The sequence below is a fragment of the Bradyrhizobium sp. TM102 genome (assembly GCF_009176685.1).
Classification (GTDB): domain Bacteria; phylum Pseudomonadota; class Alphaproteobacteria; order Rhizobiales; family Xanthobacteraceae; genus Bradyrhizobium; species Bradyrhizobium ottawaense.
Window position 1 is genome coordinate 2771009 of the sequence record NZ_AP021855.1, and the last position, 15868, is coordinate 2786876.

At 63.9% G+C, this 15868-nt stretch carries 13 protein-coding genes; 8 read left to right on the forward strand and 5 right to left on the reverse strand.

The window, feature by feature from the left end; all coding sequences use genetic code 11:
* The first annotated feature begins 3 nt into the window (after positions 1 to 3).
* The 3 genes from GDN70_RS13075 (at position 4) to GDN70_RS13085 (ending at position 4595) form a co-directional block, all read left to right on the forward strand.
* Entirely contained in the window at positions 4 to 840 is an 837-nt protein-coding gene (locus GDN70_RS13075) for an enoyl-CoA hydratase family protein (protein WP_038947173.1), read from the forward strand.
* 97 nt (positions 841 to 937) lie between these two features.
* Positions 938 to 3289, forward strand: coding sequence for a bifunctional salicylyl-CoA 5-hydroxylase/oxidoreductase (locus tag GDN70_RS13080; RefSeq protein ID WP_152102618.1), 2352 nt, complete (start codon positions 938 to 940; stop codon positions 3287 to 3289).
* 55 nt (positions 3290 to 3344) lie between these two features.
* On the forward strand, positions 3345 to 4595 hold the full coding sequence (locus tag GDN70_RS13085) for a flavin-dependent oxidoreductase (RefSeq protein ID WP_028142585.1): 1251 nt from the start codon (positions 3345 to 3347) through the stop codon (positions 4593 to 4595).
* A 110-nt stretch (positions 4596 to 4705) separates the two neighbouring features.
* Here the strand turns inward: GDN70_RS13085 and GDN70_RS13090 are convergent, their stop codons facing one another.
* Positions 4706 to 5161: a cupin domain-containing protein gene (locus GDN70_RS13090; RefSeq protein WP_028142584.1), complete on the reverse strand. Its 456-nt coding sequence runs from the start codon at positions 5159 to 5161 to the stop codon at positions 4706 to 4708.
* Between the two features lie 28 nt (positions 5162 to 5189).
* Positions 5190 to 6365 carry an ABC transporter substrate-binding protein gene (locus GDN70_RS13095; protein WP_028142583.1) on the reverse strand — a complete coding sequence of 392 codons (1176 nt, stop codon included), beginning with the start codon at positions 6363 to 6365 and terminating at the stop codon, positions 5190 to 5192.
* 251 nt (positions 6366 to 6616) lie between these two features.
* On the opposite strand from GDN70_RS13095, the gene GDN70_RS13100 reads away from it, so the two are divergent.
* The 3 genes from GDN70_RS13100 to GDN70_RS13110 all read left to right on the forward strand — a co-directional run bounded on the left by GDN70_RS13100 (position 6617) and on the right by GDN70_RS13110 (position 9444).
* Positions 6617 to 7135, forward strand: coding sequence for a MarR family winged helix-turn-helix transcriptional regulator (locus GDN70_RS13100; RefSeq protein WP_028142582.1), 519 nt, complete (start codon positions 6617 to 6619; stop codon positions 7133 to 7135).
* Between the two features lie 137 nt (positions 7136 to 7272).
* Positions 7273 to 8964: a benzoate-CoA ligase family protein gene (locus GDN70_RS13105; protein WP_152102619.1), complete on the forward strand. Its 1692-nt coding sequence runs from the start codon at positions 7273 to 7275 to the stop codon at positions 8962 to 8964.
* Positions 8965 to 8985: 21 nt separating this feature from the next.
* The gene (locus GDN70_RS13110; RefSeq protein ID WP_028142580.1) at positions 8986 to 9444 is read left to right on the forward strand and encodes a RidA family protein; all 459 of its coding nucleotides are present in this window, start codon (positions 8986 to 8988) and stop codon (positions 9442 to 9444) included.
* A 38-nt stretch (positions 9445 to 9482) separates the two neighbouring features.
* Here GDN70_RS13110 and GDN70_RS13115 read toward each other — a convergent pair whose 3' ends face one another.
* A complete protein-coding gene (locus tag GDN70_RS13115) occupies positions 9483 to 10211 on the reverse strand; it encodes a CBS domain-containing protein (RefSeq protein WP_038947176.1) in 729 nt (242 codons plus the stop codon).
* A 207-nt stretch (positions 10212 to 10418) separates the two neighbouring features.
* Between GDN70_RS13115 and GDN70_RS13120 the strand changes: the two genes are divergently transcribed.
* Positions 10419 to 12272 carry an alpha/beta hydrolase gene (locus GDN70_RS13120; RefSeq protein WP_152102620.1) on the forward strand — a complete coding sequence of 618 codons (1854 nt, stop codon included), beginning with the start codon at positions 10419 to 10421 and terminating at the stop codon, positions 12270 to 12272.
* Here the strand turns inward: GDN70_RS13120 and GDN70_RS13125 are convergent.
* Together GDN70_RS13125 and GDN70_RS13130 are read right to left on the reverse strand one after the other, a co-directional pair.
* Positions 12269 to 13240, reverse strand: a complete 972-nt coding sequence (locus GDN70_RS13125; RefSeq protein ID WP_152102621.1) for a CHAD domain-containing protein — start codon at positions 13238 to 13240, stop codon at positions 12269 to 12271. The genes GDN70_RS13120 and GDN70_RS13125 overlap by 4 nt on opposite strands.
* Before the next feature lie 25 nt (positions 13241 to 13265).
* Positions 13266 to 14798 (reverse strand): bifunctional aminoglycoside phosphotransferase/ATP-binding protein, encoded by a 1533-nt coding sequence (locus GDN70_RS13130; protein WP_152102622.1) that lies wholly within the window; start codon positions 14796 to 14798, stop codon positions 13266 to 13268.
* A 194-nt stretch (positions 14799 to 14992) separates the two neighbouring features.
* On the opposite strand from GDN70_RS13130, the gene GDN70_RS13135 reads away from it, so the two are divergent.
* Positions 14993 to 15832, forward strand: coding sequence for a universal stress protein (locus tag GDN70_RS13135; protein ID WP_038947180.1), 840 nt, complete (start codon positions 14993 to 14995; stop codon positions 15830 to 15832).
* The last annotated feature ends 36 nt before the right edge of the window (positions 15833 to 15868 follow it).

The following is a 15868-nucleotide window of genomic DNA, read 5'->3' on the forward strand; positions in this document are numbered from 1 at the left end:
CGCATGAGCAGACCAGCAAATCCCGTCACCATTCCGCTCGCGGACTATTCGCCGCAGCACTTCCTGCTGGCGGTGGTCGACGGCGTCGCGACGGTCACGCTCAACCGGCCCGAACGAAAGAATCCGCTGACGTTCGAAAGCTACCGGGAACTGACCGATTTCTTCCGCGCTTGCGCCTTCGACGACGAGGTCAAATCCATCGTCGTCACCGGCGCGGGCGGCAATTTCTCGTCCGGTGGTGACGTGTTCGAGATCATCGGCCCGCTGGTGAAGATGGACACCAAGGGGCTGACGGCCTTCACGCGGATGACCGGCGACCTCGTCAAGGCGATGCGGGCCTGCCCGCAGCCGATCATAGCCGCGGTCGAGGGAATCTGTGCCGGGGCCGGTGCGATCGTCGCCATGGCATCGGACATGCGCCTCGCGGCAGGCGGGACCAAGGTTGCTTTCCTGTTCAACAAGGTGGGCCTTGCCGGTTGCGACATGGGCGCCTGCGCGATCCTGCCGCGGATCATCGGGCAGTCCCGCGCCTCCGAGCTGCTCTACACCGGCCGTTTCATGACCGCGGACGAGGGCGAGCGCTGGGGCTTCTTCAGCCGCATCGTGACGCCGGAGCAGGTGCTGCCCCAGGCGCAGGTCCTGGCCAAGCAGATCGCGGAAGGGCCGACCTTCGCCAACACCATGACCAAGCGAATGCTGGCGATGGAATGGGCAATGTCGGTGGAGGAGGCGATCGAGGCGGAAGCCGTTGCCCAGGCCCTGTGCATGACCACAGCCGATTTCGAGCGCGCCTTCGAGGCCTTCGCCAACAAGGTCAAGCCGGTATTCAGGGGCGACTAAACGGCGTCTTTGTCCGAGCCGGCCAGCAACGGGGACTTGCGCGAAATTATTTTAGGCTTAAAATAGTTTCATGGCCGGGTGAATTGGCGAGGCTCCCATGAAAGTCGCGATCATCGGTGGCGGACCTGCGGGTCTCTACGCTGCGATCCTGCTCAAGAAGCAGCGCCCGGGCGCCGACATCACGGTGTATGAGCGCAATCGGGCCGACGACACCTTCGGCTTCGGCGTGGTCTTCTCCGATGCCACGCTGGACAATTTCGAAAAACACGATCTGCCGAGCTACCGCCGCATCACCCAGGAGTTCGCATACTGGGACGACATCGCCGTGCATTTCCGCGGCACGGTCCACCGGGTCGGCGGTAACGGCTTTTGCGGCTGCTCCCGAAGCAAGCTGCTCCTGATCCTTCAGGAACGGGCCCGCGAGCTTGGCGTCGTCCTGCACTTCGAGGTGGACATCGACGACGAAACCCGGTTCGCCGACGCCGATCTCGTCCTGATCGCCGACGGCATCAACAGCCGCTTCCGCGAGAAATACATCGATCATTTCCAGCCGGAGGTTGACCTCCGCTCCAACAAGTTCGCCTGGATGGGCTCGACCAAGCCGCTCGATGCCTTCACCTTCATCTTCCAGGAGACCGAGTGGGGGCCGTTCATCGCCCACGCCTATCAGTATGAGGCCGGACACTCGACCTGGATCTTCGAGACCGATCCCGAGACGTTCGAGCGGGCTGGCCTCACGGGGCTGGACGAGACGCAGTCCGCCGCGCGGATGGCCGAGATTTTTGGCTGGTTCCTCGATGGACACAAGCTGCTCATCAACCGTTCGATGTGGCGCAATTTCCCGATGATCCGCAGCAAGCGCTGGGTCAAGGACAACATGGTGCTGCTCGGCGATGCCAAGGCGAGCGCGCATTTTTCGATCGGCTCCGGCACCAAGCTCGCGATGGAAGACGCGATTGCGCTGGCCGAGGCGATGGAGAAAGCTCCCAGCATCAAGGCGGCGCTTGATGTCTACGAGCAGGGCCGCCGCGAGGAGGTCGAGAAGACGCAGCATGCCGCCGACGTCTCGCTGGTCTGGTTCGAGCATGTCGACCGCTTCTGGGATTTTGATCCCGTGCAGTTTGCCTTCGGCGTGATGACGCGCTCGAAGGCGATCACCTATGACAATCTCAAGCTCCGCGCGCCCGATTTCGTGGCCGAGGTCGAGAAGTCATTTGCCAGACAGGTTCGCGACAGCGGCTTTGACGTCGACACGAAAGAGCCGGCGGTGCCGTTGTTCCAGCCGTTCCGCCTGCGCGAGATGGAGATCGCCAATCGCGCGGTGATGTCGCCGATGTGCATGTATTCGGCCAAGGAGGGCGTGCCGACCGACTTCCACCTCGTGCACTACGGATCGCGTGCGATCGGTGGCGCCGGCCTGATCTTCACGGAGATGACCTGCGTCAGCCGCGACGCCCGGATCACGCCGGGCTGCACCGGCCTGTGGAACGACGAGCAGGAGGCGGCGTGGCGGCGCATCGTGGACTTCGTCCACGGCAATTCGGCCGCAAAGATCTGCCTCCAGTTGGGCCACGCCGGCCGCAAGGGCGCGACCAAGCTGATGTGGGACGGCATGGATCGCCCGCTGGACGAAGGCGGCTGGGACGTGTTCTCCGCATCGCCGCTCCCCTATTTTCCCGACAGTCAGGTGCCGCGCGAGCTCGATCGCGCCGGCATGAACGCGGTGAGGAACGCTTTCGTTGCGTCGGCTGAGCGCGGCGAGCGCTGCGGCTTCGACATGCTGGAGCTGCATTGTGCCCACGGCTATCTGCTCGCCAGCTTCATCTCGCCGCTGACGAACACCAGGACGGACGAATACGGCGGCTCGCTCGACAACCGTCTGCGCTTCCCGCGCGAGATCTTCGAGGCGCTCCGCGCGGTCTGGCCGTCGCACAAGCCGATGTCGGTACGCATCTCCGCGACTGACTGGGCCGATGGAGGCATCACCGGCGACGACGCGGTGGCGGTTGCGCGCGCTTTCGCCGAAGCCGGCGTCGATCTGGTCGATGTCTCGACCGGGCAGACGGTCCGCGATGCGCAGCCGATCTACGGCCGCATGTTCCAGACGCCGTTCTCGGATCAGGTCCGCAACGAGGCGCGCGTCGCCACGATGTGCGTCGGCAACATCACGACGGCGGACCAGGCCAATACCATCCTGGCCGCTGGAAGGGCGGATCTCGTCGCGCTTGGGCGGCCGCATCTGGTCGATCCGTTCTTCACCATGAGGGCGGCGGCCTGGTACGGGGCAAAGGACGCGTTCTGCCCGCCGCAATATCTGCCCGGAATGGATCAGATTTTCCGCAACAGCGTCCGCGACCGGCAGGATCTGGAGGAGCTGCGCATTAAGGCTAAGCCCAAGACCCGGGCCGAGCTCAAGGCGGAGACGACAAAGCCGCTTGCGGCGGAGTAACCGCCCGTGCGACGTTAACCTCGTTGCCTGGCATGTTTCGAGTGGAGTAAGGGCGATGAAGGCGATTATCGTCGGTGGCGGTATCGGTGGCCTCACCACGGCGCTGATGCTGCGTTCGCGTGGCATCGGATGCGAGATTTTCGAGCAAGCCGACACCATTCGTGAGCTCGGCGTCGGCATCAATACGCTGCCGCATGCCATGCGCGAGCTCGCCGGACTCGGCCTGCTTCAGAAACTCGACGATGTCGCTGTTCGCACCGACCAGCTCTATTATCTCAACCGCCATGGCCAGGAGGTCTGGCGCGAAGCCCGCGGCATCGACGCCGGTCACGACGTGCCGCAATTCTCGATCCATCGCGGCCGCCTTCAGGGCGTCATCCATCGCGCCGTCGAGGAGCGGCTCGGGCACGAGGCGATCCACACCGGCTGCAGGCTCGGCGCTTTCACGCAGGACGAGGGCGGCGTCACCGCTTACTTTTTCGATCGTGCCGGCGCGCATGTCCACACGGCGCGCGGCGATATCCTGATCGGCGCCGACGGCATTCATTCCCGCGTCCGAGAGACGTTGTTCCCGAACGAGGGACCGCCGTGCTGGAACGGCCTGATGCTGTGGCGCGGTGCGCGCGACTGGCCGCTGTTCCTCACCGGCAAATCGATGATCGTGGCCGGCGGCCTCAATGCCAAGGTGGTGATCTATCCGATCGCGGAGGGATCGAGCCCGGCGAGCCGCCTGACCAACTGGGCCGTGCTGGTGAAGGTGGGCGAGGGCAATGCGCCACCACCGCGGAAGGAAGACTGGTCGCGGCCGGGCCGCCGCGAGGAACTGATGCCGCACGTCGCCCGCTTCTCGGTGCCCTATGTCGACGTGAAGAGCCTGATCTCGGCGACGCCCGAATTCTACGAATATCCGACCTGCGACCGCGATCCCTTGCCCTATTGGTCGTCGGGACGCGTCACGCTACTCGGCGACGCCGCGCACCCCATGTATCCGGTCGGCTCGAATGGCGCCTCGCAGGCGATCCTCGATGCGCGTTGCCTTGCCGACGCGCTGGTGCGCGCCGAGCATCCGCGCCAGGCGCTACTCGAATACGAGAAGAAGCGCCTGCCGATGACGGCGGATATCGTGCGCTCCAATCGCCGGGGCGGCCCCGAGGGCGTCATCGACGCCGTCGAGCAGCTCGCGCCCGACGGCTTCGACAATGTCGACAACGTCCTGAGCTATTCCCAGCGCGAGGCCATCGTGCGCGGCTATGCGACCAAGGCGGGCTTCGCCGCAGTGCCGGGGCTCGCGGCGGTGCGCGCCTAAGACTCGCGGCTAGAGCATGATCCGGAAAAGTGCGAGGCGGTTTTCCGAAAGGATCATGCTCAAACAATAATCTAAAGCGCGATGACGGTTCATCGTGATCTCATCGCGCCTTAGCCGCCGGGAGGCGGCGGCAGGAAGTGGATGTTGAACTCGGCCGCCATCGCCACCACGTCTTCCGGCTTCTGTTCCTTCATGTTGTGGAGGCCCCAGAACAGGTCGAACAGCCTTTTGGTCGGCGACACCCAGAACAGCACTTTTGCGGTCTGCTCCGACTTGTTGAAGATGCCGTGCGGCACGCCCATGCCGAGGCGGATCAGGTCGCCGGCGGTGGCCTGCGACTCCGAATTGCCGAGCATGAAATCGAGCTTGCCCTCCAGCATGTAGAGATATTCATCCTGGTCGGGGTGAATGTGCGGCGGCACGAACGTGCCCGGCGGCAAGGTCGCATGCCAGGAGAAGCTGTGCTCGGTCTTGCTCTTCGGCACGTAGGTTTGACCGAGGATGTTCCAGGAAATACCCTGGATCCCCTCATTGGCGCGCGTGATGCCGGTGATTTCGCTGCTCATTGAAGTCCTCCCGTAACCCGTCGCGGCTTCAGTTCGCCGCCTTACAGTCCTTGGCGTAGCGGTCGCCGTAATTCTCGAAGACCTTCTGCACGATCTCCGTCTGGAACTTGCCGTCCGGACGCTTGGCAACCTTGGTCAGATAGAAATCCTGGATCGGATAGCCGTTGGTGTTGAACTTGAAGGTGCCGCGCAGCGAGGTGAAGTCGGCTTTCTTCAGCGCGGCCTGGACCGCGTCCTTGTTCGACAGATCGCCCTTCACGGCCTTGACCGCGCTGTCGATCAGCATCGCGGCGTCATACGCCTGGAAGGCGTAGGTGCCAGGCACGACGTTATAGGCGGCCTCGTAGGACGCGACGAACTTCTTGTTCGGGGGATTGTCCAGATTGGGCGCCCAGTTGGCGCCGCCAAACATGCCGACAGCGGCGTCCTGCTGTGCCGGCAAGGTCGATTCATCCACCGTAAACGCCGAGAGCACCGGAATGCTGTCAGCAAGGCCCGCCTGCCGGTATTGCTTGACGAGATTGACGCCGAGGCCGCCCGGCATGAACGTGAAGAGGGCATCGGGCTTCTGCGAGGAGATCTTGGAAAGCTCCGGCTGGAAGTCCAGCGTGTTCAGCGGCATGTAGGATTCCTCGACGATCTCGCCCTTGTAGTCGAGCTTGAACCCCGCCACGGAATCCTTGCCGGCCTGATAGTTCGGGACCATCAGGTACATGCGCTTGTAGCCGCGATCCTGCGCGACCTTGCCGAGGATCTCGTGCACCTGATCGTTCTGGTACGAGGTCACATAGAAGAACGGGTTGCAGTCCTTGCCGGCAAAGGTCGACGGGCCCGCGTTGGGGCTGATCAGGAAGGTCTTCGACTCCGTCACGGGCCGGTGGATCGCCTGCAGGATGTTGGAGAAGATCGGGCCGATCACGAAGTCGACCTTGTCGCGTTCGAGCAGACCCTTGACCTTGGTCACCGCCGCGTCCGGCTTCAGTTCGTCATCGACCACCACGACCTCGACGTCACGGCCGCCCATCTTGCTGCCGAGGTCCTTTACGGCGAGCGCAAAGCCGTCGCGAACTTGCTGGCCAAGCGCTGCGGCTGGTCCCGACAGAGTCACGATCACCCCGAGCTTGATCTTCTCCTGGGCGAGGGCAGGGGTCATTGCGGTGCCGACCAGCAGGGCAGTTGCGGCCAAGGTCAATTGCGTCTTCATGATCTGTCCCCCGTGACATCAGGGCTTGCGCTGCAAGCCACGTACTTTAATCCAAGCTTATGCCGATGATGGTGGCCGCGGCAAGGAGCGCTCAAAGTGTCGCCATCCCGCGGCAGCGGCGCATGCAAGCGGCGCGCCAATTATTTGAAGCCTAAAGAAAGTAGCGTGCGGTCGATTGTTGCAGCTTTGGACTTGCGGCCGGCGTCGATTTATTTGAAGCTCAAAATGTTGGGGAATCCGTGCCGGCGCCAATGCCCGCCGAGAGTGAACGCACCGAGATGCTCGATTCCGAGACCAAGGCCGTCGAAACGCCGGAAGACCATGCCGACGAGCTTCGGCTGTGGCTGCGCCTTCTGACCTGCACCACCCTGATCGAGGGCGAGGTTCGCGGCCGGCTGCGGCAGCGGTTCGACGTCACGCTGCCCCGCTTCGATCTGATGGCTCAGCTCGACAAGGCGCCTGACGGCATGACGCTATCCGATGTCTCCAAGCGGATGATGGTATCCAACGGCAATGTCACCGGCCTCGTCGAGCGCCTCGTGGAATCCGGCCATCTCGATCGTCGGACCTCGGAGACGGACCGCCGTGTTCAGGTGATCCGCCTCACGAAACTCGGTCGCGCCGAGTTCCGCAAGATGGCTGCGGAGCACGAGATCTGGATCGCCGATCTCTTCGCCGACCTCTCGCCGAAGGATGTGCGCGAGTTAATGCGGCTGCTCGCCAAGACCAAGGCGTCGGCGCAGAAATCGGCCGCGCGCCGCCGGCCGTAAGAACCGCCGCCCAACCCCTTTTGCCGCAGGAAAAAGCACGGGGCGCCCAAAATCCGCTATTGCGCCGAATTGTTTTAAGCCTAAAATGTTTCCCAGATCGTGCTGCCGGGTGCAATCCATGCTGAAAGGAGCGTGCGATGGCCAACGCCGCCAAGATTCAAGTGTCGGGCTCGCATGACGGCAACGCTGCGACGGCCCATGTCGATACGTTTGCGCGGCAGCATCTGCCGCCACGCGAGCTCTGGCCCGAGTTCATCTTCACACGGCCGGAGCTGCGCTATCCGCCACGATTGAACTGCGTCAGTTATTTCCTCGATCGCTGGGTCGAGCAGGGACATGGCGAGGCGCCCTGCGTCATCAGTCCCGCCGTCAGTCACACCTATCGCGAGCTGCAAGCGCTGGTGAACCGCATCGCCAACGTGCTGGTCGGCAAGCTTGGTCTCGTCCCCGGCGGACGCGTGCTGCTACGCTCCGCCAACAATCCGATGATGGTTGCGACCTATCTCGCGGTCATCAAGGCCGGCGGCATTGTCGTGGCCACGATGCCGCTCTTGCGCGCCAAGGAGCTGTCATATCCGATCCAGAAGGCGGAGATCACGCTGGCGCTGTGCGACGGAAAGCTCGCCGAGGAAATGGAGAAGGCGAAAGCTGCGGCGCCGAATCTCAAGCGAGTCGTTTATTGGGGCAATGGCGCCACGGACTCGCTCGAAGCGCTCAGCGCGGACGCGAGTCCGGAGTTCAAGGCCGTCGATACCGCCTCCGACGACGTCTGTCTGATCGCCTTTACGTCCGGCACGACAGGCGATCCCAAGGGCACCATGCATTTCCACCGCGACATGCTCGCGGTCTGCGACGGCTACGCGCGCAACATCCTGCGAGCCGAACAGAAGGATCGCTTCGTCGGCTCGGCGCCGCTCGCGTTCACCTTCGGCTTCGGCGGTGTGCTGTTTCCGATGCATATCGGCGCCTCTTTCGTGGTGCTGGAGAAGACGACGCCGGACGATATCCTGACGGCGATCGAGCAATACAAGACCACGGTCTGCTTCACGGCGCCGACCGCTTACCGGGCGATGATCGGCAAGCTGGCTGGCCGCGACATCTCCTCGCTTCGCAAATGTGTTTCCGCGGGCGAGACGCTGCCCAAGCCGACCTTCGACGCCTGGCTCAAGGCGACGGGGATCAAGCTGATGGACGGCATCGGCTCGACTGAATTGCTGCACATCTTCATCAGCGCGACCGAGGACGAAATCCGTCCCGGCGCAACGGGCAAGCCCGTGCCGGGCTATGAGGCCAAGATCGTCGACGATGACGGCCATGATTTGCCGCCGGGCACGATGGGGAACCTCGCGGTGCGCGGGCCGACCGGATGCCGCTATCTCGCCGACGAGCGGCAGCGCAAATACGTCAGGAACGGCTGGAACATCACCGGCGACACCTACCTGATGGATAATGACGGCTATTTCTGGTACCAGTCGCGCTCCGACGACATGATTGTGTCGGCCGGCTACAATATCGCGGGCACGGATGTCGAGGCGGCGCTGCTCACGCATCCGGCGGTCGCCGAGTGCGGCGTGGTCGGCGCCTCCGACGAGGCGCGCGGCATGATCGTGAAGGCCTATGTCGTCGCGACGCCCGGCGTGACGCCGGACGCTCAGCTCGTGACCGAGTTGCAGGAACATGTCAAACGCGAGATCGCGCCGTACAAATATCCGCGTGCCATCGAATTCGTAACGCAACTACCCAAGACCGAGACCGGAAAATTGAAGCGCTTTGCCTTGCGGCAACTGGCGCAGGCCGCGGCAACGTCCTCAGGCGTCGCGGCGGAATGAGAGAGGGATGAAGAATTGTCTGTGACGACGCCGAAAGGCCCGCAACTCGCGGTGCTGCCGACAGCAGCCGAGGATGACGCCCGTTCGCGGGTGCAGGTGCTCCAGCCGTCGGGGTGGCCGATGCCGAAGGGCTATGCCAATGGCATGGCCGCTGAGGGCCTCATCGTCGTCACCGGCGGGGTGATCGGCTGGGATGCCGAAGAGCGTCTTGCCGACGGCTTTGTCGCGCAGGTGGGGCAGACCTTGAGCAACATCGCCGCGATCCTGGCTGAGGCAGGCGCGAGGCCCGAGCACCTCGTGCGGCTGACTTGGTACGTCGTCGACATGGACGAGTACCTGTCCAACCTGAAGGAGCTCGGTAAGATCTACCGTGCCATCTTCGGCGCAAATTACCCGGCGATGGCGCTGGTGCAGGTGGTGCGCCTCGTGGAGAAGGCGGCGCGCGTCGAGATCGAGGCCACCGCCGTCATTCCGCGCTGAATCGCGTCTGGTTCAGCTCGCCTTGTCAGCTTGCCTTGTCAGCTTGCCTTGGCGAGCTCGTCGTCCTCGGGCGAGTTCAGATAGACGCCCGACATGGTGTCGACCCAACACAGATGGTCGTGCACCTTCTTCACGCCGTCGACGTTCTCCGCTGCGACGATCGCGGCCTGCCGCGTGCGCTCTTCGGTGATGACGCCGCTGAGGTGGACGATGCCGTCGCGGACGATGACGTTCAGCCCGAACGGGCACCAGTCGTTCTTCTCCATGATGTCGATGATGCGGTTGCGAATGTGGTCGTCATCCGCCGTCGGATCACGCACTTCACGAGCGAGCCCCGCCACCGCCTGCAGCAGATTAGCGCGGGATACGATCCCGACGACCTTGTCGCCGCGCACCACCGGAAGCCGCTTCACGTTGTTCCGCTCCATCAGGTCGACGATCTCTGCGAGCGCCGTGTCCTCCGTGATGGTTACGGGCGAGTCGGTCATCACCTCCGCAACCTTGCGGCCGTGCTCGTGGACGAAGTCGCTGGCAGACTTGCCCGGCCCCAGGATGAACCGCAGCCAGCGTCCGCGCTTGCGCCCGGTGCCGATTTCGCTGCGGCGGATGAAATCCCCTTCCGAGACGACGCCGACCAGCTTGCCGGTATCGTCGACCACGGTGAGACCGCTGACGTGCCGCTTCAGCATGATATTTGCCGCCTCGACGATGCTTGTGTCGGGGGTAACCGAGATGACCGACCGGGTCATGATCTGGTGGGCGCGCATGGACAACTCCGCTTGTCGAATTTCGATGCGCGAAAACTAGCTCGGGTGTCAGGGTGCGGTTTGACTCAGGTCAATCGGACGAAGCCCGTCCGTCCTGATTAAGCAATCGTGATCCGCGCCCCGGATTTGATGCAGCTCAACGCCTCTGCGAAGCCTCGCCATATCCTGCCGCCGACGTCAAACAGCAGCCCTCGGGAACATTGAGCCATGAGCGTCGTGCAGATCTTTCCACGGGCCGAAGAGCCGGCGGTCCAGGCTCTCCCCATCAGTCCAGCCGCTGGTCCCGAAGCCGCGACGGTGAGCCCCCAGATGGGTGCCGGGATGCCGGCTGCCGCCGAGCCTCCGCCTGTATCGGAGCCATATCCTCTCGATCGCGCGTTTCACGCGATGCTTGCGCGGTTTACGGGCGGGATTTCGCCACTGGCCTTGTCGCTGGCGTGGCTCGACTGGAGTTCGCATCTCGCTGCGGCGCCGCAGCGCCAGATGGAGATTTCCCGCAACGTCCTGCGTGACGCCGGCCGGTTGGCGGAAGCCGCCGCGCACGCGGCGTCACCGGGCCAAAAGCCGTGGTCCGTGATCCAACCGCAGGGGCGGGATCGCCGCTTTAGTGGACCGCAATGGGAGACCGCGCCGTTCAATCTGCTGGCGCAGGCATTCCTGCTCGGAGAGCGCTGGTGGCACGATGCCACGACCGGCGTGCGCGGCGTGTCGCACGCAAATGAAGCCATCGTCGAATTCTCGATGCGCCAGATGCTCGACATGCTGGCGCCGTCGAATTTCGCGGCGACCAATCCGAAGGTGCTGGAAAAGGCGTTCCAGAGTGGCGGGGAAAACTTCGTCTTCGGCTGGCAAAACTGGTGCAGCGACCTGATGCGCCTGCTCTCCGCCTCAAAATTGGCGGGCAGTGAGCAGTTTGTGGTCGGCAAATCGGTGGCGGCTTCGCCCGGCAAGGTCGTCTACCGTAACGAGCTGATCGAGCTGATCCAGTACCAACCGACCACGGCGCAGGTGCGACCAGAGCCGATCCTGATCGTGCCGGCCTGGATCATGAAGTACTACATCCTCGATCTCTCGCCGCAGAACTCGCTGGTCAAATATCTGACCGGTCAGGGCTTCACGGTGTTCGCGATCTCCTGGCGCAACCCGGATGCGACAGATCGGGATCTCGCCTTCGACGACTATCGCAAGCTGGGGGTCATGGCGGCGCTGGACATGATCGGCCGGATCATGCCGGGTCGGAGGACCCATGCGCTCGGCTATTGTCTGGGAGGGACATTGCTGTCGATCGCTGCCGCTGCGATGGAGCGCGACGGTGATAACCGCTTTGGCACCGTTACTCTCCTTGCGGCCCAGACCGACTTCACCGAGGCCGGGGAGCTGACGCTCTTCATCAACGAGAGCCAGGTCGCCTTTCTCGAAGACATGATGTGGCAGCGCGGCTATCTCGATACGACCCAGATGGCCGGCGCCTTCCAGCTGCTGCGCTCCAACGAACTGATCTGGTCGCGTCTGTCACACGACTATCTGATGGGCGAGGGCGCGCCGCTGAACGACCTGATGGCGTGGAACGCGGACGCAACGCGGCTGCCCTATCGCATGCATTCGGAATATCTGCGAAAGCTGTTCCTCGACAACGATCTGGCCGGGGGGCGCTATCGCGTCGGCGGCAGGAACGTTTCGCTGTCCGATATTCACGCCCCGATGTTCGTGGTCGGCACGCTGGCCGATCACGTCGCGCCGTGGCGATCCGTCTACAAGATCCACTATCAGGTCGATGCCGACGTGACGTTCCTGTTGACCAGTGGTGGCCACAATGCCGGCGTCGTCGCGCCTCCCGACGAGCCCGGCCACAGCTATCAAGTGCTGAGCAAGGCCGAGGACGCGCCCTATGTCGGTGCGGACGAGTGGCTGAAGCTGGCTCCGCGCATTGAAGGGTCGTGGTGGCCGGAATGGACCAAATGGCTGGCGGCGCGCTCCGGCGCGCCCTGCGATCCGCCGCCGATCGGGCTTGGAGACGCTCCCGGCCTGCCCGATGCGCCGGGGGACTACGTCCACACTTAAACCTCCGGCTCGGAACTCGGTGCGAGATCCGAGGAGCGGAAGGGCTTCGTCTTGTCCAGTTTGCGGTAAGCCGTTGACGCCGTCCGCAACAGCTTCTTTTCACGCTTGCGGTTGCGGAATCGATTGCTGGCTTCGAGGCCGGCGCCGTTCAACGACGCGGCCAGCGCATGTCCCCGCGCATCATCGTTCAACCGTCCGAGCGACCGTTGCGCCTTGCGCAATTTCTTGAGGATCGATTTCTGTTTGGTCAGCGATTCCTCGGCGAACAGGTCCTGGAGCGACTCGATCGAATAGGTCAGCCGCTTGTTGAGAATCCGCAGCTTGTGTCGTTTCTCGACGTCGAGCTTGCGGAGTTTTCGCGCCTTCTTGAGCAGCGTCGTCTCCCACTCGGCCAGCCGCTCCGTTGCGTGTTCGGCGAGCGTGCAGCGGCGCAATCGCATGGCTTCCTTGCTGCGCCGGGTCGACCAGGGGCCGCTCTCGATCCAGATCGAGGTCTGCTCGACAAGTCGGCGATACCGCGCGGATTGCAGCGCGCGAGCCAGCAGGCGGTGGCTCTCGGTGCGCTTTTCGTCCCAATGCTGAAGCTCGGCGACCACCGCAAGCTCTTTGGCACTCTCCGCGACGATCCGCTCGATCGCCACGTCGAGATCCCGCACCATGCCGAGCTGGCCGTTCAGCCATTTCAGTTCGGCCCAGACGTTCGGGCGCAGGGCGTCGTCGACCATCGGCGAGAAGAAGCGGATGGCAGTTCGCAGATGGGTCAACGCGATCCGGATCTGATGTAGCGCGTCGGGATCGCCGCGGCAGGTGCCGTCATGCTGGGCGAGCACGGCATCGAGATGACGGCGCGCGATGATGCGGAACGCCGTATCGCAGGCCATGCCGGGGCTGAGGCGGCCGGGCAGGGCATTGCGCTGCGCCGCCGGCGTGGCGCGAACGGCCGTCGAGGTCTTGGTGGGTCGCGCCATCTTTGCCCGCGCCAATCAGATTGCCCTATTTGCCTTCAGCGATCGCGTCCCGACAGTTCTGGAGCGTCTGCTCTTGTGTCCCGGATGCATCGATGGTCGCCCAGCCGACGTGACCGATATTATAGTGCTCTTGCTGCGCAGCAACCTCCTGCGTGGCGTCGGATGCGTCTCCCCGGCGGCTTCCGATCCGCATCTGCCGGGTCGCGAGGTCCGCAACCAGGAACAGGCCGTTCAGCGGCACATTGCGCTCTCGCGCCAATGCGGCGATCGCGTCCCGTTCGTCCTCGCGGGCGAATACGCCGTCGATGATCGCCGAATGGCCCTGCGCCAACACCCGCCGGGCGTGCTGAGCCAGCGTGCCGTAGACGCGGGCCGCGTGCTCTGGCGTGTAGGCGGACGGCGGCAGGCGGTGCGTGTCCTCGACCCCGAACATCTGCTTGCGAACGAGGTCGCTGCGCAGCACGACGGCTCCCGGGGGCGGCGCGACGACGGGCGCGAGCGCATTCGCCAGGACGGTCTTGCCGGTGCCTGACAGGCCGCCGATCGCAACCAGGCGCGGAGCAGGGGGATGGATCAGCGTCCTGGCGAGGTCAAAATAATGCTGTGCCTGGTCAAGGATGCTGGGGTCATCGGAATGCGGCGGCTTCAGCCGTGCCAGGGCCACCTGGGCGCGGATCGCCGCCCGGATGGACATCAACAGCGGCAGGGCCGAGAGCGCGTCGAGATTGTCGGCCGGCGTTGCGGCGAGATAGCGGTTCAGGACGATGTTGGCGGCGCGGGGCTGATCGTGGTGCAACAGGTCCATCATCGTGAATGCGAGATCGTAGAGCACGTCGACGGTTGCCATCTGCGCATCGAACTCGATGGCATCGAACAGCACGGGCCGGTCGTCGAGCAGGACGATGTTTGCGAGATGCAGATCGCCATGGCAGCGGCGTACGAAGCCCATCCGGCCGCGCTCCGCGAGCAGCGGACGAACACGCAGGAATGCCTCGTGGGAGGCTTTGCCCAGCTTTTCGATGTCTTCCGCGATGAAATGGCCGCCGGCCCGCAGACCGTGACTGTTGCCGTCGATCAGGGCGGGGATGGAGGCGACCCATGCTTCGCCGTCCGCGCGTGTCGCCGCGCCGTGGGAAGCCACGATCGCGTCGGCGGCAGCCGCGGCAAGGGTCGCATCCAGCGGGCCGGCCTTTGCCAGATGATCGAGCGTCCGGTTTTCGTCGAAGCGCGCCATCTCCACCGCATATTCCACCGGCAGGCCCTGTCCGTCGACCTTCAACGATCCGTCCGCCTCTTCGGTGATCGCGACGACCCGGTGGTAGATCTGTGGCGCCAGCGGCCGGTTGATCCGGATTTCCTCCTCGCAGGCCGCCTTACGTTTCTCGAGCGTCGAATAGTCGAGGAAGGGAAACTGCACAGCCCGCTTGATCTTCAGCGCTCGCTTGCCTTCGAGAAAGACCGAAGCTGCGTGCGTGTCGACCCGCTTCACGCCCGGATGCCTGCCAGAATCGGAGAGCGCCGCAAAGATCCGGTCCTGGGTCGCAGAATCGTCTGTCATTCCCGCTGGCACATCCAGATGCGTCGGAAGGCGGCCCGTCCGCCGACCAAGGTAACCCTTAGAAGCAGATCGCGGCCAGTCCTTGACGTCGGTTAACCCCTGTTACTGGTGAACTGGACGAGGTTCCCTTGGCTTGACCAGGATCAAGCATCCGGGCGAACGCGGGCGTATTCTGACGACCAAGGAGAATCCCGATGCCCATCAAGGATGTCTTTCTGCCGCTTGTCGGCCAGCCCCGCGGATCGGCCCTGATTGCGATCGAGAAATGCGTGGCCGTCGCCGCCGACCTCGGCGCCAGGATCACGGGGCTCGCGCTCGAGGAAGACATTTTCGAGCGGCCGAAGGTGATGCTGTCTCATGATCGCGATTCCGCGGAGGCCGGCGTTTCGCGTGAGGCGAACGAGACGCAGCAGCTCCTCGATGCCTTCACCAGCGCGGCGTCCCGCGCCAACATTCGCGCCCAGAGCAGAACGGGCAAGGTACCGGCGGACCAGATCGCGGCGATCCTGGCCGAGCATGCCCGTTTCAGCGATCTCACGCTGTTTCCCGTGAAGCCGCACGACAGCCGAACGGAGCACATCATCGAAACTCTCCTGTTCGAATCCGGGCGGCCGCTGCTGCTCTGCCCGGAGCAGCGTGCGGAGCAGCTGCGGCCGGAATTCGAGAACGTCATGATCGCCTGGGATCATTCTGCCCGCGCTGCGCGTGCGGTCGGCGACGCTTTGCCCATTCTTCAGGCTGCCACCGTGGTCCGCGTGGTGACGGTCGCAGAGGACAAGGCTGACGCGGTCGCGCAATCCGGCGCGGCTCTCGTCGACCATCTGAGAGAACACGGGGTCTATGCCTCCTTCGAAACGGTGACCGGCAACGGCAGCTCGATCGGCAAGGTACTGGGAAGTTGGGCGAATTCCCATGGCATGGATGCCATCGTGATGGGCGCCTACCATCATTCACGCCTGAACGAGATCGTGTGGGGCGGTGTGACAAAGACCGTCATTGGCCAGCCACCATGCTGGGTTATGATCTCGCACTAGGCTCGCCAATTTTCCCGGCCTGATCGTCAACCATCG